We start from the raw sequence: 17526 nt of genomic DNA, 5'->3' as shown, positions 1-17526 counted from the left end.
GTGGAGTCCGACTCGCCCGCCGAACGGCTCGCGCCAGGAACCGTCGTCGCCGAACGCTTCGTGATCGATTCGGCCATTGGTGAAGGCACGAGCGGCGTCGTGTATGCAGCTCGAAGGTCGCAAGACGGCGTGCGCGTGGCGCTCAAAGTCATCCACCGCAGCGTTTGTTACGACGAACAGTTCACACGCAGATTCGAGCGCGAAGCGGCGATCCTGAAGCAGCTCGAAGGCAACCACATCGTCCGGTTGCTCGACATCACGCTCTACGACGAGCTTCCCGTGCTCGTGCTCGAATACGTCGAAGGTCGATCGCTCGAGGCGGCGCTGCGTGAAAACACGCCGACGATCGACCAAGCCGTGGAGATCACGCTGCAGATATGCGCGGCGCTCGGAGCGGCGCATGCAGGCGGTTTCGTGCATCGAGATCTCAAGCCGGGCAACGTCATCGTGCAAGGTCCACTCGGCGGAAGTCGAGTTCCCGTGGTGTGGGTCGTCGACTTCGGTTTGGGCAAAGCGCTGCATCGCGATCCGTCCGGCGTTTCGCTCACCGAACGAGATCTCATTCTTGGAACACCCGAATACATGTCGCCCGAGCAAGTTCGAGGTGACGATGTCGATCATCGCGGGGACATCTACGCGGCAGGCGTGATCTTATTCGAAATGCTCACGGGGCGCGTGCCGTTCACGGCGCGTACGCCGATGGCGACCATGACGGCGCATCTCAGTGAAAGCATTCCGTCTGCGCGCAGCTTGCGTCCGGATCGAGGTATTTCGTCGGCGCTCGATGCCGTCTTGTTTCGTGCGCTCGCGAAGGATCCTGCGGACAGGTATCCAACGGCGCGAGCGTTTGCCGAGGCGCTTGCGGCGGCTCGTCGCGAGTCGCACGTCGTGGCGCCGCGACCGGTCACGGCGGAAGATGCGCGCGCGCTTGCGGAAAAGGACACCGAGCTCGAGCTGCGGGATGCAGCAGAAGAAGCGCGGCAGCTTGCGGCCATCGTCCAAGACAAACCGCGCGACGTGCCTGCGACGAGCGCGAGTGGCGCTGGGTCGGTGAAGCTTTGGGTCTGGATTGCGGTGGCGGCGGTCTTGGCGATCGCGGCGGTCGCTCTTGGTGTCGCCTTCGGTTCGCGTTAGCGATGTATGGCTTTTTGGAGCGATGGCGACGATAATGCGTCGTCATGAGCTTCCGCCTATTCTCTTCACCACGAGTATTCACTGCGGCACTTCTTGCACTCGCGGCGTTTGCTTTTCCTCGATCTGCCAGCGCAGAGAACGTAGCGATTGGCTGTGATGCCGATCCCGATTGGTGCAAGATCGCGCCCATCTCGTACAGTCGCAGCGATTCGCTGCCCATCGAGTGGGCCTTCGATACGGGCTGGGTTCCGGCAAACTCGCCCTTGCAGCTTCATTTGTGGGCGGGCGTTTATGCGACGACACGTGTGTCGCTCGAAGGATCACTCGAAACGACCTGGCCCGAAGCGCTCGTGCTGCGTACGCCGGGCAAACCCGAAGGAGGTTTGCTTGGTTATCACTACGGCGTCGAGCTTGGGGCGCAGGCGAAAATCAAAGTTACCGTCGCGGGCAAGGATTACGAATGGACCGGGGATGTGCCGTACGTTCCGCAGGTCGATTTTCAAATCGAAGGTCAGCAAGTATTCGATGCGTGGGGGTTCGATCCGGGCGTCACGTTGTCGAGCAAAACCGAGCCTGTCACGATCATTCAGGTGGGTGTCGGTGACATCGTCGGCGGATCGATTCCGGGCATCGATGGCGGCATCGAGGTCGACCTCGCCATGGAGCTTGCAGCGACGTACAGGACGCAGCGGCTGGTCATTGAAACGACCGACGGAAAAGCCGTATCGGGCGGAGACATCACGAAGCCGGACGGCGAATCGTCGACGAAATACCTCAATGGTCCCGCCATTGATTTGGACGTCCACCCGGAAGGCACGGTCGATTACGATGGCGTGATTCATCTCATTCCGGCGTTTTGGGTCGAGCTATTGGGGCAAAATTGGAACATTCCGATTGTCGACATACCCATTGCATTCCCCATTACGCAGACGAAATGGGTATTCGACAAGCAGCGGGTTCACGTGCCGCTTCCGGACGTGGTGCTCTCGGTCGATGAGATTGATTTTGGCGATGTCGAAGTGGGTCAAAAGAGCATGGTCGGGTTTGGCGTATGGAACGCGGGTGAGGCGCGCGCGAAGGTCACGTTCGTTTCGAGCAGTCCGGATTTGTTCCCTGCGTGGGACATGAGCGCCGACGTCGAGACGGGCATTACGTTCGATTCTGCGGTTCGTTTCATTCCGACCAAGAACGGGCCTTTCGAGGGGACGCTTTTTATTGCATCGAATGACCCGAGCGATCCCGTGCAAATGATCAAATTGAAAGGTGTGGGATTCGGCGGGCCCGACGATGCGTCGCTTCAGGACATTACACAAGAAGGCGGCTGTGCATGTCGCGTTGCCGACGAGGGGTCGACGCAATCGAGCGCTGGCGCAATGGCTCTTGCCGGGCTTGGACTCTTCCTGTCGATGTTCCGCCGCGCACAGAAAAAGTAACGCGCATCGCGTAAACCGGGCGCCAGCCACCCCAGGGGTCAAAATTGACCCGGATGGGTCAAAAAACACCCATCTGTTGAGCGCCAAATACCAGACGGTTGCTATTGTTCGTGATCCAGATCGCGTCTGCGTGGGTCATTCTTGACCCGCAGAATTTGCAGAATCCAAGGAATTCACGCACTTGGCGGATTGGTATGAACGTTGCGATGGGGAGCCTCCCGAGAGCATCATCAGGAGTTTCCTTATGTCAACGAACGTGACTGACACCTTGTCTGAAGAAAGCCAGCCCACCACGGCAGCACAGCAGGTCGCTGCTGCGGTAGCTTCCCGCATCATTGGGCAATGTCCGAGCATCGTACGGACGGGTTCCGCGGTTGCTGATGCCATTGCATCGCAAGCTCCGGTTCTTTTGGTTGGCGCTCCGGGAGCGGGCAAGCGGTTTTTTGCGCGAATGATTCACGAGCTCGGGCCGCTTTCTGCGAGGCCTTTTGTGGTGCTTGCGGGTGGCGACCCGACAATCGACGAGGAAAAACTTCGCCGCATCATCGAAAGCGCGGCGCATGCCACGTTGTTCGTCGATGGAATCGATCGCTCGAGTCTCGAATTGCAAGATTTGCTGTTGAAGTATGCATTCGTCGATACAGGGTCGGCGCCTGCACGCATATTGGCATGCAGTGAAAGGCTGCTCGATGGCGATGCTGTATCAGGGTATTGTCGTCGCGAGCTTGTCGATTTGTTCGCCGAGAACGTCGTTTGTATTCCTTCGCTCCAGAATCGCAAGGAGGACATGCCCGAGCTGATTCATTACTTCTTCGAGCTTTACGCCTCCCGTGCGCATCGAACGGATTTGCGCGGGTTGTCTCCCGAAGCTCGTACGGTGCTCGAGTCGCACGTCTTTTTCGACAACGTTCGCGGTTTGGAGCATGCGATGGAGCATGCGATTGCGATTGCGCAGGGTCCGTACGTGACCACCGCGGACTTGCCCGCCGAAATGCGCAAACCCGAGCCGGTGGATATGTCGGCGCTTTTGCGGGCTCTGCCGAAGACGGGTGTCGACCTGAAAAATGCAATCGATACGTTCGAGACGCGGATGATATTGCAGGCACTCGAGCGCACCGGTTGGAACAAAAACCGGGCCGCACAGCTTTTGGGCCTCAATCGTACGACGCTGGTCGAAATGATCAAACGCAAGCGTCTCGTTCCGCCGATGGGTATTCGTCGCACGTCCATTCGTGACGGTGCGGGGGCGAGCGACGATTTGGCAGCGGAATGAGTCGATTCTTGCGAGTAGACTAGGTCAGTCTGCCTTGTGGGAAGGCACGCGCGAGCCCCTCAGCGCATCACGTCACGCCAATTCATCGCTCGTGGTGGTGGTGTTTCACGCGCCAAACGAATGACGAGATCGGCCATTTTGTCCACGGTCCATCGAAAATGGTCCGGGCCGAGCGACGAAATGTCGAAATCCGGCGCGGAATTCATGAAATCGATGGCGTACGGGATTCCGTCGTGGATGGCCAATTCGACGGTGTTCATGTCGTAACCGAGCGCGCGACAAAGGGTACGAGCATCGTCGCAACACCGTGTCATAAGCTGCGGCGAAAGCTCGGGCATCGTCTCGTTTGCTCGAACATACCGATCGAAATGCCCGAGACGCGGGTCCCACAGGGCTGGTCGCACGTCTTCTTTGCCAACCACGATGCACCGCACGTATTGCGACCACTTGATGGCTTCCTGAGCGATCATCGTGAGCGTTCCCGACTTGTCGTATGCGCGCCATAATCCTTCGAGCGAATCGACTCGGTGCACGTCGCGAAATCCCCCGCCCCAATGCGGCTTGATGAACATCGGAAATTCGAGCGTTTTGACGGCACCTTCCCAATCGAGCGGAAAACGCAAATTGCGTAGCGTCTCGGACGATACGCCCTCGACGTACGACTTCGACGGAAGGACGACGGTTTTGGGGACGCGGACGCCGAGCCTCGAGGCCAGGGCGGTGCCGAAGAATTTGTCGTCGGCGATGCGCCAGAATGGGTTGTTCACGACGCGCGTGCCGGCGAGGACGGCGAGTTTCAGGATGGGCTGGTAACAGGTGACTTCGTGGGAGATGCGATCGACGATCACATCGTAGGGAGGTGGTTTGTCGATGGCCGTGATGTCGATCTCGGCGTAACTCGCGATGACGCCGGCTTCGCGCCGGGCGACTTCGGCAATGAGCGCATCGGGAAAGGATCGTTCACGGCCCACGAGGAGCCCAACACGGAGGACCATGGATCGGGTCCTAGCTCGAATTTCGGCCCGCGTCCATTTCTCTCAGCTCACGCTTCAGCACTTTGCCCGTCGGATTGCGCGGCAGCGCCTCCAAAAATACGAATTCACGCGGGACCTTGGGGCCCGAAAGCTGCCCCCGACAATAGTCAATCAATGCCGGCGTTTCCACGTGTGCGCCTTGCTTTACCACGACAAACGCTCGCACTCGTTCGCCCCATTCTGCATCCGGCATTCCAACGACCGCTGCTTCGGCAATCGCGGGGTGATCCTCGAGCACGCTCTCGATTTCGGCCGGATACACGTTCACCCCGCCCGAAATGATCATGTCGCGCTTGCGCCCCTCCAAGAAAAAATATCCTCGTTCGTCCTGACGAGCGAGGTCACCGACCGAGAAAAACCCATTACGCATGGCTTCACGCGTGCTCGATTCGTTCGCGTGATATCCCTCGATGAGCTGCCCGCTCCGCGCATAAAGCTCGCCCACGTGCCCCGGAGGACACGCGCGTCCTTCATCGTCCAAAAGTCGCACCTCTTGCCCCTCGAGGAGCCTTCCGATCGTGCCCGGTGCGCGCTTCAGATCTTCGGGCTTCGCAAGCGTCACGATGCCCGTCTCGGTCGCTCCGTAGAAGTTGTAGAGTTTGTCCCCGAACAGGCGCATCACTTCACGTGCCAATGGTGCCGTGAGCGCCGAGCCGCCTGAAAAGATCACTTTGAGCGACGATGTGTCGTATTGACGAATCGTTTCATCACCAAGCTCCACGATGCGATGAAGCATCGTCGGAACCATCGCGGTCGTCGTGATGCGATACTTCTCGACCGCTTCCAGAAACGCTTCGGGTCGAAAATCGCGCATGATGTACACGGTGCTGCCCACGAGGTACGACAGGCCGATGAAGCTGTTCGCCGTTGCGTGATAAAGAGGGCACACGGCGAGGTGCGTTTCGCCTACTTGCATCGGCGTTTCTCCGATGAGCGCCATCGCTCCGGCCATCACGCCCGTTTGGTACTTGCGCACCGCGCCCTTCGGCTTTCCCGTGGTGCCCGACGTGTACATGACGATCGCAGGGGCATCGTCACGCGTTGGCAAGTCGCCGGTTTGTCCTTCTAGAACTAGCTCGTCCAGCGTCCGAAACGGCGCCAAAGTTCCTCCAACGACGATACATCGCGCATCGCCCAAGCGCGTGCGCGCGCCCGGTGATTGCTCGATGACGCTTGCGACTTCCACGTCGAAGAACAGCACGCGGGCGCCGGAATCTTTCACGACGAACTCGAGCTCGCGCGGCGTCGATCGGTACGAACAGCTCACCGTGGCGCATCCGAGGCGCGCTGCGGCGGCCTGTACCAAGACAAACTCGGGCCGGTTCTTGAGCATCGCCACGATACGATCGCCGCAACGCGCACCAAGTTTGGCGAGCGCTTTCGCGATGCAGTCCACGCGCTCGTTCAGCTCGAAGAACGAGTACGCGCGTTCTTCCTGCACGAGTTTTCCCTTCGGGGCGCCGGCTGGCGTCAAGAGGCCCACGAGTCCGATGCGATGCGGGTCGTTCTGGGCGGCGATGCGAAACGCCAAGGACGGCTCGGGTTTTCCTCTGAGCACTTCGCGCAGAAAAACGCCCATGCCTGAGAGGCTCATCGCACGGTTCATGCCGGTCTGCCGTGCGACACGTCCGATGATTCGCGCGTGAAGCAGCTTTTCTTCACTGGCTCGTCGCAAGTCCGCCAGCTCGTCTTGGAATCGCATGCGCGGGATTGTAGTCACGGCGCGTTCGAGGGTACTGTCAATGTCGTGAGCTCTTCCGATCGGCGTACAGATAGTCGCGCAGCCATCGAGCTGAACGTCGAGTACAAGCGTCTCAACACGTTCTTCGCGGACTACACGCGCAACATTTCCAAAGGCGGCACGTTCATCCGCACGGATCGGCCGCTCGAGGTCAATACCGAGTTCGTATTTGCTTTGACCATCAAGAATGTCGCCGAACCGCTGCGCCTGCGCGGTCGAGTTCGGTGGATCGTTCGGCCTGCCGATGCGACGCCGGAGTCACCTGCAGGCATGGGCATCGAGTTTCAGTATCAGGATGATGCCGAACGGCGCGCCACCGAGGCTGTCGTTGAAAAGCTGATGGTCGAGGAGCTCGGCGAGGATCTTGCTGCGCGACTGCTGGGGCATGACGTCGAGACTTAGGAGGACGGTGCTCTACGGGCTGCAGCGCGATGTGTCGCGAGTAGAACACCCTGTAAGTCGATACGGACGCGAAGCGCTGTGACTACGCTGTGAGTCGTTCGTCCCGAACGAGCGCCATGTCTTCCGGCCTCGTGCACCCGCCTTGCGGCGTGTACACTTCGCGGAAAATGCCCTCGCGAATCTCGCCCTATGCGCGTGCTGCTTCTCGAACGCTCCTCGCCTTGTCGCTCGTCTCGCTAGGTTGCGGAGGTCCGAGCGCGCCGACGAAGCGCCCCCTTTTGGCATCGGGTGAAGCTGCGGTGCGGCCCGTCGATGTTGGAGACGACGACTTTTCCGCGTCGCTCGTTCGCGTCTTGCGTGATGGATCCAGGTCGTCGGAGCGTCTTGGTTTGCTCACGGGTGTCGTTCGCCGGCAACTCGCGCATGCGCAGAAGCGGTTTGTCTTGGGACATGCCGAAGAAGGAACGTCGAGCGTGCTCGGGGCGCTGTATCTGCTGCGTGCGGGTGAAGGCCAAGCTTCGATGATCGACGATCAAGGTGGTCGAGCGATCGATGGAGCCATTCGTTTTCTCGGCAGCCGAGGCGACGAAGGTCGTACGCACGCGCTGATGCGCATGCGTGCTGCGACGCTCGATGAAAAGGCTCCTGGACGCGCGCAGCTCGACGAGCACTTGGCGAACCTCGAACGCTGGCTCTCCGAAACGCATTCGGGGACTGCGGGTGAGCGGCTTGGTGCCGAGGCGCGTTACCTCGTCGCGAGGTCGATGGTCGATGCATCCGAAGACACGGTGGATGCAGCGGCGGAGGCGATTGCCGCGTGGGTTGGGCGAGGCATCGAGATTGATCGTGCGTTTCGCACGCTGGGTCGACGGCCCACGCGAGCCGAAGGCATGGAGGCTGCGCGTTCGATCGAGACTGGAGCGATGATGCTGGCAGCGCTCTACATCCGTCACGGCGACGCAGCGAAAGCGCTCTCGCGGCTCGAAGGTAGCGACATGCGACTCGTGATGGACGGACAGCTACGTCGAGCGCTCATCGTGGCGGCAGAAGATGGTGACGTGCGTGGCTGGGAGATGCTTGCCGCGACGTTTGCTCATGCGGGAGCGCCCAGCGATGACGAAGATGGCGGGAGCGAGCGGCTCCATCCGGACCTCGTCGAAGCGGCGATATGGGGAAGCTTGCTCGAGGCGTACCGCAAAGATCCTACGAACATGCGTATCGCGGCATTTCTTTCCGAGCGGCTCGTGAGGCTCGGGATGCCCGAGGGGGCGCCTGCGGTGCTGTCTGGTGCGCTTGGTGCCGCGCCAAACTCGGGGTTTGTCGGGGAAGCATGCAGCATCGTGCTGGAGGCCATGTCTGTCGACGCGGACGTGGGGGATTACGACGCCGTACGTCGCACGTTTCGAGGTGCGGCGCCGATCCTTGCAGCGGCGGACAGGCCCGAGATCGCGCAGGCGGGAGTGGAGATGGTGTCGGGTCGCGTGCGTCACTTCATGGCGGTGATCGAAGCGCGCTCGGGTAACCTCGTGGCCGCGCGTCCGCTGTTTCTTGCGGCCGCGAAGGGCAATCCATCCGTCGCTGCGTGGGTTCGTCTTGCGCGTGTCGATCGTCAACTGAGCGATTCTGCTGCGGCATTCGAGAGCATTCGCCAAGCTCGAACCGCACCGGATGCGCGTTTCTCGCTTGCAGACGTGTGCGAAGCGAACCTCATGGCGTTCGAGCTTCATCGGGATGCCGGTCAAGAGGCCGAGGCCAAGACGGCGCTGCAAGAGGCGCTTGGCGTCGCGATAGCGATGCAGAAGCAACGCGGAGACGCGGGGACGAGGGCGCGTGCTGAAACGCTGCTGGGTCGCGTTTACGATGCGTACGGCGACACGAAGGCGGCGAGGCAGGCGCACGACCGGGCGTTGTCCGCGTCCGCGGCCGATCGCGACGTGCTGGGTGCGACGGTGCTACAAACCGTCGCGCGAGCGCTCGTGCGGCGGGATCTCGATGGTGGACGGGCTGCGTTGAAGTTGGGGCTCGATGCGGAGATCAATCAGGAAGATCGCATCTATGCGGGTCTTTGGCTGCAACTTCTCCAGCGCCAAACGCGCGCACCCGCGGATGACATGATTACGCGAGCTCTCGCCATCACGGGCGATCGTGATTCGTGGGTTGTCAAGCTTGCGACCTGGGCAATGGGTAAAATGACCGATGACGCACTCATTGCCGCAGCGCAGAATACTGCGCAAAAGGTGGAAGCCGAGTTTTACACGGCAATGTCGCGTCGTGTCGGAGGCGATCCTGCGAGTGACGCAGTATTGCGTCGCGTCGCAAATAGCCCCGTGATCGACCTCATTGAAGTCCAGCTCGCCAAAGATTTACTGGCACCTCCATTTCGCACGCCTTTGCCTCCGAGCGCGAACGCAGGTTCACCTTAGTTTGTCGCTGGCCAGCGCTATGCTGCGAGCCTATGCTTTGCGGCATGGATTCGTCTTTCGCGCGCCGCGCTCGCTTACTCCTTGGTTTTGCCGGAGCGATTCTCGTGGCCGGTTGCAACTCCGATCCTGTCGTATGGCCGATCTCGGGGGATGCTGCGGGTGATTGGACGCTCCTTTCGTCCACGTATGGACCGCGTATTCGCGCAGAATCGGAAGACGAAACGTACGAATTTCACCGAGGAATCGACATCCTCGTCCCCGAACGAACGGATGTCCATTCGATTGCCGCGGGTACCGTTCAACTCATCGAACAAATCACCGATGTAGGCGGAATGCGCGTGCAAATTCAACATGATGGGTACGTTAGCAATTACATGCATTTGCTGAAGGTCGAGGTGGACGTAGGCGACGTCGTCGACCCTGGTGATTTCATTGCAACGAGCGGCACGCCGACCGAAGGGGAGCCGCATTTGCATTTCGAGATTCGGCAGCCGGGCATGGAACAAAGCGATTGCGTGCATCCTTTCCGAGTATTGCCATATTATGATCGAGGTGCTCCTGCATTGGAAATGGGTGCAATCGATATGACCGTTCCCATGGCGCCCAAGGTCACCGTGCGTGTCGTCGTTCGGAATCGCGAGCTCGATCTCGTGCGCATTTCCGCGGCCACCTTCGAGGCGCCGCTGGAAGCGCTGCTCGATGGTCTTTTGCCGCTTTCCGAGCAATCATGGGACATGGAGCAATGGAATCGGGAGAAAACGACCACAATTAGTACCGATTCGATGCTAATCAATGATCCGGCGCCAAATGGTATCGAACTGCATCCGGAAAAATACACGCACGTCAGTTCGGAGCAGTCGATCGAGTTTACATTCACGAAACTCGTGGGCCCATTGGATTCGTCGCTCCTGCGCGTGCGCGTGGAGGCCGAGGACATCAGCGGGAATGTGGCGGTCGTGACGGGGCCTTGACGAGAAGGGGATCGCCTTCAAAAGGTCGCAGGCCCGGTCGAAGGGCGAACTTTTTCGGCACTCGCGTTCCCCGAACTCGCCCGCTTCGCGGGCTCAAACAGCGGGGCCCCTCGCGAGCGCCGAAAAAATCCGCCCTTCAACCTCGATTCCAGTGCATTAACTCCTAAGGCAACGCCATGACCTCCACCGAAGCACCACGAGCTTTTGCTTTGGTCGCCGCCACGAGCCTTCCCGGCTCCACCGCATACTGCCCCTCCGCCGCCTCGATGACCTTCTTCGTTTTGGTCGTGTCCACGCCGCCTGCTGCCCCAGCAATCGATACGCGCACGACGCTTCGCTCGAACACCGCCGCCAGCAATCCAATCGTATTCACCAGCGCGTCTTCGTCCAGTTTTTCCTGGCGATACACCACGAGAGCATCCTTGCCCTCTTTGAATTCGCCCTTCACGGGACGGTTGTCCCGACCCATCGCTACGTCACTCGATCGCGCAAGCGCCGTAATGACTGCTGCCGATATCGGTGGAGCATCCGGGGGCGGCGTCGATACGAAAGAGACGCCTCGATAAAGCTGCCAGGTGCGTTGGAACATCACCGGCAGCGTGAGTGCACTTCGCCCCGAAAGCCCAAAAAAGCGCGCATTGTCGGAAAGCGTCGCCGTTTCCGTCTCACCCAGCTTGCGCAGCAATGGCAGCGGCTCCGGAGCTCCCTCGATTTCCGCAATTCGTCTCGCACCACCAGGCGGATCGATTCCAAGCTTCTTGATCCCCTCGAGCCACCCTTTTGCCAGCGCCGTCATCGCCCGTTCCTTTTCCGCAAGTAGCCCCCGCGGCGCCACTGCGACGATGGGCACCAAGCGCGGCGTATCGGCAGTCGTCAGCACGATTTTGCGTCCGGCAGCAGCATCCGTATTCGAATCGATTCGCTCGAATGCAAAATATCCCGCATCTTTTTCCTCGCGGTCACCCGGCACGACAATCTGAATGTCGGACGACGCGACACCCGCGACATCGAGCAAAAACAGACCCAAAAATGTGGCGGAAGCTCCGCGCGTCCCCACGAGCTTCACGCCGCCTTTGGTGGGACCCGTTGGAAGTCCGGCGTTTTTTGAGGCAAACGCTTCGCGTCCGCGGGAAAACCCCACCACGAAAAACACTTCCGGCGACAATGCCCGCAGTCGCTCGTACGCTTCGATGAACGACGGAAATGGCACAATCGCTACGTCCGCACCCGTCGCGTCCCCACCACCTCGAGCAAGCGCTTCTTCCACGTTGCTCATCGCATTCGAAACCGAAAAACGCACTTCGAGGTTGGATGCCGCAAACGCGCTCTTGGGATTCGGCTTCGTTCCATCGTTCGCCAATATGCCCGGCGCAACGACGTCCCAACCCAATGCCACCACGCTGAGTGGCCTGTCCATGGCCGGCGGCGGTCCTGCGTCCGCTGCTATGGCGCTCGCGCTCGAGCTTGGAGCAGCGCTTGCGCTTGCGTTTGGCGCGGCACTTGGACCGGGCACCGCACTGGCACCCGCCGAAGCACTTGCAACGGGCTCCGCGCTCGCGGCCGGTGATGTAGCCATTTGATTTGGAGCGGGCGTTTGATGTAGTGGGCGCGGGCGCGCGAGGAACAATGCGCCGAACCCTCCGAGCATACACACGAGCAGGACGAGGACGATTTTTTGGCGCACGGCGTTCACCACTGGCCCGAGAAAGAGTTCGGATCGCCGAGTTTGCGCTTCCCAGCATAACTCGGCTTCATGAGATGCTTCAATTCATTGACCGGCACGGCCAAGTTCAAGTTTTGCGCGCGGGCAAACGGTCCACCGAGCTGCGCCGTGATGATCCCAATCACCTCGCCACTCATATTGAAAAGAGGTCCGCCGGAATTGCCCGGAGAAATCGGCACGGAAATCTGAATCCAATTGCGCCCTTCGTACACACGTCGAGCCGAAATCAATCCATCGGTCAAGGTATGCTCGAGCCCCAACGGATTTCCAATGGCAATCGCTCGTTCACCCACCGTTATTTTTTCCGAATCTCCCAGGCGTATGGGTTTCGCGTCTGCGGGCGGCGCTCCTCCCTCGAGCGGCTTTTTCATGTCAATCGACAAGATGGCCAGGTCGACCGCGCGATCGTCCGCGAGCACATCGATGTCGTCGTAATACGCACCATTTTGAAACTTGATGCGCGCATGCTCGGCCCCTTCGATGACATGATGATTCGTGATGATCGTCCCGACGTCGTCGATCAAAAACCCCGTACCGCCGCCTTGGGCTCCGCCTTTTTTCACGAAAATCGTCACCACCGACGGCGACCATTCTCGAAATAGCTCCGCAGGTGTCTTTTCCCCCGCCGGACGAGCCCCCGCGTCCTTGGTCACCTCCGCTCCGATGGACGCATCTGCGCTTGCTGCATCTGCGGCGTCGGCCCCTGCATCGATCGCCGCGTCGACCTCCGCATCCGCCGAGTTTGTCCCGGCATCTGCGACCGCCGGCTCTGGACTTGTCTGCACGGCCGGTCGTTCGGGCCGCACGCTTCCAAGCAAGTATGCGACGGCAGCGAGCGGCTCGTAGCCTTCACGCGAAAGCCTATCGCCCTCGGCGACGTACAGCGGGCCCGTGTAACGCACCGCGCCCGTGAGCGCCAAGGGCAAACCCACCAAAAAAAGCGCGAGCACATCCGTCACGATCCCTTTGCCTCGCACAGGATCGTCTTTCGGCAGCAGCTTGTCGGCAATCGCAAGCGGCAGGCCGAGCGTCAGGACGACGGCCACGATGGCTCTGACGTAGAAGTTTGTCGTGACCGCCCCTATGCCCGCCATGAGCGACACCACGGTGGCCACGAGGCCCCATGGAATCGCGATGATTTTCAGGATCACCAGGACTGTGCCGAGTTTCGATGATGGCGCGGTGCTGGGCGATGTTGGCTTGGTCGGGGGCGTTTTGCTTGGCATGGAGGCCGTGATGATGGAGCCTCGTTTGCCCAGCTTAGTCAAGCTTGCTCTTTCGTGCTCCAAGGCGCTACAGATCGGCTCGTGTCCGACTCCGACCAAGACCTCCCCTCCGATCTCCCTTTCCTGGCGAAGCTCGACACGCTTCCGCCTCGGCCCGGCTGCTACATGTTCATCGACAAAGCAGGGGTGGTCATCTACGTCGGCAAGGCCAAAAGCTTGCGCTCACGCGTGCGCAGCTACTTCAGCGACGGCGGCAGCGACACGCGCTACTTCATTCCCATCCTGCGCCGCATCGTCCGGGACCTCGAAACCGTCGTCACGTCGACCGAAAAAGAGGCTGCGGTCCTCGAAAACGAGCTCATCAAGAAGCACCAGCCGCGCTTCAACGTCAAGCTTCGCGACGACAAGGACTTTTTGTGTCTGCGCCTCGATCCGAAAAGCGACTGGCCGCGTCTCGAGACCGTCCGGCGGCCATCGCCCGACGGCGCGCGTTATTTCGGGCCTTTTCATTCGGCCACGAGCGCTCGGCGTACATTGCACCTCGTCAACAAGCATTGGAAGCTCCGCACGTGCAGCGATATCGAAATGCAATCGCGCAGGCGGCCGTGTTTGCAATTTCAAATCAAACGTTGCCCAGCGCCGTGCGTCATGGAGGTCGACAAGGATCAATATGCCGAGCAAGTGCGATCGGTGTCGTTATTTCTCGAAGGCCGCCACGACGAGCTCACGCGGGAATTGAAGGACCGCATGAAGGCGGCGGCGCAAAACATGGAATTCGAGATTGCCGCCATTTACAGAGATCAGCTCGCGGCCGTCGAAAGTGCTCGGGAAGCGCAGCGCGTCGTCGCGGTCAAAGACGTCGATCAGGATGTCGTTGGGCTTTATCGCGAAGGCAGCATTGCCGAGGTCGAGCTCATCAAGGTGCGCAGTGGTCGCGTCGCGGATACGATTTCGTTTTCGTTGCGCAATGTCGAATTGCCCGATGAAGAAGTGCTCTCCGGGTTTTTGGCGCAGTATTACGACGACGACCATCTCGTCGACGTCATTCCCGACGAAATCCTCTTGCCGGTATTGCCGGACCTCGTGGAGGGCGTCGAGGAATGGCTCAGCGAGCGGCGTGGCAAGCGTGTGTCGCTCATTATGCCGCAGCGGGGCCCGCGCGTGGACTTGCTTGCCATGGCACGGGAAAACGCGCAGCACGCATTCCGAGAAAAACAGCGCAGCGCGGACGACATCGAAGCGCGCCTCGAAGACTTGCGCGAACGATTGCGTTTGCCATCTTTGCCGAGGCGCATCGAATGTTGTGATATTTCGCATCTTGGAGGAGGCGATACCGTCGGCTCGATCGTGGCGCTCTTGGATGGCCAGCCCGATCGAAAGCATTATCGAAGCTTTCGCGTGAGAACGAAGACCGACGGTGACGATTACGCGGCCATGTACGAAGTTTTGGCGCGGCGGTTTCGTCGAGGTCGCACGGCGCGCGAAACTCGTGATGCCGAGGCGCTCGTGGAGGCAACATCCGAAGTGCCGGTCGATGCGGAAAATGCGGCGCCGGCTGAAGCACCTGCCGAGGTCGATTGGGATTTGCCGGATTTGTTCGTCGTCGATGGTGGTCGCGGTCAGCTCAATGTGGCGCTCGCGGCGGCGCGGGATTTGGGCTTGCATGGATTGCCCATCGTGGGACTCGCGAAAGAGCGAGAAACGCAGGCGGGCGAGAAAATGGTCGACCGTGTTTACCTTCCTGGGCAAAAGAATGGCATTGCATTACGTCCTGGAAGCTCGTCGCTATTTTTCTTGGCACGCGCGCGTGACGAAGCGCATCGATCGGCGAACCACATTCGGGAAAAGCTGGGCAAGGCGCGGCGATTGCGTTCGGAAATCGAAGACATTCCGGGGCTCGGGGATGCGACGCGTAAAACGCTTTTGCGCGAGCTTGGTTCCATGGCGGCATTGCGCGCGGCGACCGATGCGCAGATCCTTGCGGTGACAGGCGTGACCAAGCGGCATTTGACGGCGATACGAAAAGTGATTGCCGCGCCGGTGGAGGTGCCGGCTGTGGCGGATGAAACGCCGGCTGCGGTGGATGAATCAGGCGCGGGTGGGGAAGATGGGACGTGAGTTGATGAATGTCCCGTGATCATTCTTGCTTTTGCTCACCGGGAGAGAATTGAAGGGGATATACGACCTTCACTTCGCAAGCGCTGCTACCCTGAAATGACCCGATGCTTGTGAGATCGGCCCGTCCCCAATGAGGTTTGACGAGCCGACCATTATATTGGTACGATGACCAAGCACGTGCTCTTGCGTTCCAGGACAATCTCACCGTACGCTAGGAAATCGCTCGGTTCGCAATGATCGCCGCGGAGAGGCAGATGTGACGGTGCACCTCGAGCTTGCGGTATTTGCGGCCGGTGGCACCACGCGGCACCTCCTGCCGGACAGCGGACGTGTGTCGCTCGGTCGAGCCGAAGGCAACGACATCCGCATCGACGACAGCTCCGTGTCGCGGCGTCATGCCGTCATCTACATCAGCCCCGGACCAACCCTGCGCATCGAAGATCTGGGCAGCGCAAACGGCACCAAGCTCAGGCGCGATAACAATGCATCCGGGACGGTGCGCCTCGTGGATCCCGCCTTCGAGATCGCCGCACCGGCCGAGTTCGCGATCGGTGACGTGATCTCGCTCGGCTCGGCCACGATCGTCGTGCGGCGCGTGAACGAAGCACCCGCAGCGACCGGGCGCGGTCCAAGCAGCTCGTACATCGTGCGCGATGAAGCGATGAAGCGGCTCTACGCCGTGATCGACCGCGTCGCGGAAGGTTCGATCAGCGTGCTCTTGCTGGGCGAAACCGGCGTGGGCAAAGAGGTCCTCGCCGAAACGATCCATCGTAAATCACCGCGCGCGGGGAAACCGTTTTTGCGTCTGAACTGCGGTGCGCTGTCGGAGTCGCTGCTGGAGAGCGAGCTGTTCGGGCATGAAAAAGGATCGTTCACGAGCGCGATTCGATCGAAGCCGGGTCTGTTCGAGACGGCGGAAAAAGGGACGGTGTTCCTCGACGAGATCGGCGAGTTGCCGCTGGGCATTCAAGTGAAGCTGTTGCGCGTGATCGAAGAGCGACAAGTGATGCGCGTGGGAGGTCTGTCGCCACGACCCATCGACGTGCGATTCATCTCGGCGACGAATCGTGATCTCGCGGCCGAAGTGCAGCGCGGGACGTTTCGTCAAGATCTTTATTTTCGGCTCAATGGGATCGCTCTGTCGATTCCCCCGTTGCGCGAACGTCGAGACGAGATCGAGCCTCTAGCGCGAGCGTTTGCGGCGAGCGCGGCGGCGAGCATCGGGCGCAGTCCGCCGGTCATCACGGCGCAAGCGATGTTGGCGCTTTTGCATCACGACTGGCCGGGCAACGTGCGCGAGCTGCGAAACGCGATCGAGCGGGCCGTCGTGCTTTCGGATGGCGTGATTCGTCCGGAGGATTTTGTCTTGGATACGCACGGCGATGCGGCGAGGCAGCCGGCCACGTTTGGGACGGTGCCCGCGATGCCGGCGGTGACGTATCGGCCGGTGGACGTGGTGGAAGAGACGTCGCCGCCGCCGGTTCGGGACAACGTGCAGACGCAGCCCGTTGGGAATCTGCGCGAGGAGCTGGGATCGCTCGAAAGGCAGCGTATGATCGATGCTCTCGAGAAATGTGCGGGGAATCAGACGGCAGCGGCGGCGCTCTTGGGGATCCCTCGGCGAACGTTTGTATCCAAACTTTCGGCGTACAACATCCCAAGACCACGCAAAAAAGGCTGAACTTGGGCCCAACCATGCTGGTGATTGCGTTGGATGGAAGCGACCTATCTACCGCGCAGTGAAAATCGATTTTTGCTGAAGCACGACAGCTTTCCGCTCTTGCTCAGGAGCGCGGCCATGAGCCATTCGCTTTGCGACGCTGTGGTGTGCGGATTGACGCAAGTCGCCCGCCCAATTCGTGTCCCTCGCCCTCGACGCACCCGAAATCACGGGTGTCGCGACGACATGTCGCCCTAGGTCCGGACGTAGGCCGAGGTGTCGCGCGTGCACGTGCCCCTCCATTTGCGACGGAGTGCCATGTGTCGCGACGACGCGTGCCCCTCCATTTGCGACGGAGTGCCAGGTGTCGCGACGACATGCCGCCCTA

The 17526-nt window shown here is 60.5% G+C and carries 13 protein-coding genes; 9 read left to right on the top strand and 4 right to left on the bottom strand.

Features of this window, described 5'->3' with window-relative positions; all coding sequences use genetic code 11:
• From IPM54_20765 to IPM54_20755, 3 genes are all read left to right on the top strand, one after another.
• Entirely contained in the window at positions 1–1134 is a 1134-nt protein-coding gene (locus tag IPM54_20765; GenBank protein ID MBK9262223.1) for a serine/threonine protein kinase, read from the top strand.
• A 44-nt stretch (positions 1135–1178) separates the two neighbouring features.
• Positions 1179–2567, top strand: a complete 1389-nt coding sequence (locus IPM54_20760) for a hypothetical protein (GenBank protein MBK9262222.1) — start codon at positions 1179–1181, stop codon at positions 2565–2567.
• Positions 2568–2823: 256 nt separating this feature from the next.
• Positions 2824–3840 carry a sigma-54-dependent Fis family transcriptional regulator gene (locus tag IPM54_20755; protein ID MBK9262221.1) on the top strand — a complete coding sequence of 339 codons (1017 nt, stop codon included), beginning with the start codon at positions 2824–2826 and terminating at the stop codon, positions 3838–3840.
• Between the two features lie 59 nt (positions 3841–3899).
• On the opposite strand, the gene IPM54_20750 is transcribed toward IPM54_20755, so the two are convergent.
• Together IPM54_20750 and IPM54_20745 are read right to left on the bottom strand one after the other, a co-directional pair.
• A complete protein-coding gene (locus IPM54_20750) occupies positions 3900–4835 on the bottom strand; it encodes a hypothetical protein (protein ID MBK9262220.1) in 936 nt (311 codons plus the stop codon).
• Positions 4836–4845: 10 nt separating this feature from the next.
• Positions 4846–6576 (bottom strand): AMP-binding protein, encoded by a 1731-nt coding sequence (locus IPM54_20745; protein MBK9262219.1) that lies wholly within the window; start codon positions 6574–6576, stop codon positions 4846–4848.
• A gap of 45 nt (positions 6577–6621) precedes the next feature.
• Between IPM54_20745 and IPM54_20740 the strand changes: the two genes are divergently transcribed.
• The 3 genes from IPM54_20740 (at position 6622) to IPM54_20730 (ending at position 10411) form a co-directional block, all read left to right on the top strand.
• Positions 6622–7017, top strand: a complete 396-nt coding sequence (locus IPM54_20740; protein ID MBK9262218.1) for a TIGR02266 family protein — start codon at positions 6622–6624, stop codon at positions 7015–7017.
• A gap of 116 nt (positions 7018–7133) precedes the next feature.
• Positions 7134–9440 carry a tetratricopeptide repeat protein gene (locus IPM54_20735; protein MBK9262217.1) on the top strand — a complete coding sequence of 769 codons (2307 nt, stop codon included), beginning with the start codon at positions 7134–7136 and terminating at the stop codon, positions 9438–9440.
• Between the two features lie 44 nt (positions 9441–9484).
• Positions 9485–10411, top strand: coding sequence for a M23 family metallopeptidase (locus IPM54_20730; GenBank protein ID MBK9262216.1), 927 nt, complete (start codon positions 9485–9487; stop codon positions 10409–10411).
• A gap of 163 nt (positions 10412–10574) precedes the next feature.
• Here IPM54_20730 and IPM54_20725 read toward each other — a convergent pair whose 3' ends face one another.
• Positions 10575–11828 carry a hypothetical protein gene (locus IPM54_20725; protein ID MBK9262215.1) on the bottom strand — a complete coding sequence of 418 codons (1254 nt, stop codon included), beginning with the start codon at positions 11826–11828 and terminating at the stop codon, positions 10575–10577.
• Between IPM54_20725 and IPM54_20720 the strand changes: the two genes are divergently transcribed.
• Positions 11827–11991, top strand: coding sequence for a hypothetical protein (locus IPM54_20720; GenBank protein MBK9262214.1), 165 nt, complete (start codon positions 11827–11829; stop codon positions 11989–11991). The genes IPM54_20725 and IPM54_20720 overlap by 2 nt on opposite strands.
• Before the next feature lie 109 nt (positions 11992–12100).
• Here IPM54_20720 and IPM54_20715 read toward each other — a convergent pair whose 3' ends face one another.
• On the bottom strand, positions 12101–13285 hold the full coding sequence (locus IPM54_20715; GenBank protein ID MBK9262213.1) for a trypsin-like peptidase domain-containing protein: 1185 nt from the start codon (positions 13283–13285) through the stop codon (positions 12101–12103).
• 240 nt (positions 13286–13525) lie between these two features.
• On the opposite strand from IPM54_20715, the gene uvrC reads away from it, so the two are divergent.
• Together uvrC and IPM54_20705 are read left to right on the top strand one after the other, a co-directional pair.
• The gene (gene uvrC / locus IPM54_20710; protein ID MBK9262212.1) at positions 13526–15478 is read left to right on the top strand and encodes an excinuclease ABC subunit UvrC; all 1953 of its coding nucleotides are present in this window, start codon (positions 13526–13528) and stop codon (positions 15476–15478) included.
• A gap of 256 nt (positions 15479–15734) precedes the next feature.
• Positions 15735–17159, top strand: coding sequence for a sigma 54-interacting transcriptional regulator (locus IPM54_20705; GenBank protein MBK9262211.1), 1425 nt, complete (start codon positions 15735–15737; stop codon positions 17157–17159).
• Positions 17160–17526 lie beyond the last annotated feature (367 nt).

This window comes from Polyangiaceae bacterium (assembly GCA_016715885.1).
Classification (GTDB): domain Bacteria; phylum Myxococcota_A; class Polyangia; order Polyangiales; family Polyangiaceae; genus Polyangium.
The sequence above is the reverse complement of the archived record's forward strand: the minus strand, read 5'-3'. Positions and strand labels throughout refer to the sequence as shown.

Coding starts and splice junctions, on each gene's coding strand:
- IPM54_20760 (MBK9262222.1), top strand. CDS start 1,179: ATGAGCTTCCGCCTATTCTCTTCACCACGAGTATTCACTGCGGCACTT.
- IPM54_20750 (MBK9262220.1), bottom strand. CDS start 4,835: ATGGTCCTCCGTGTTGGGCTCCTCGTGGGCCGTGAACGATCCTTTCCC.
- IPM54_20745 (MBK9262219.1), bottom strand. CDS start 6,576: ATGCGATTCCAAGACGAGCTGGCGGACTTGCGACGAGCCAGTGAAGAA.
- IPM54_20735 (MBK9262217.1), top strand. CDS start 7,134: ATGTCTTCCGGCCTCGTGCACCCGCCTTGCGGCGTGTACACTTCGCGG.
- IPM54_20730 (MBK9262216.1), top strand. CDS start 9,485: ATGGATTCGTCTTTCGCGCGCCGCGCTCGCTTACTCCTTGGTTTTGCC.
- IPM54_20720 (MBK9262214.1), top strand. CDS start 11,827: ATGGCCGGCGGCGGTCCTGCGTCCGCTGCTATGGCGCTCGCGCTCGAG.
- IPM54_20725 (MBK9262215.1), bottom strand. CDS start 11,828: ATGGACAGGCCACTCAGCGTGGTGGCATTGGGTTGGGACGTCGTTGCG.
- uvrC (MBK9262212.1), top strand. CDS start 13,526: ATGTTCATCGACAAAGCAGGGGTGGTCATCTACGTCGGCAAGGCCAAA.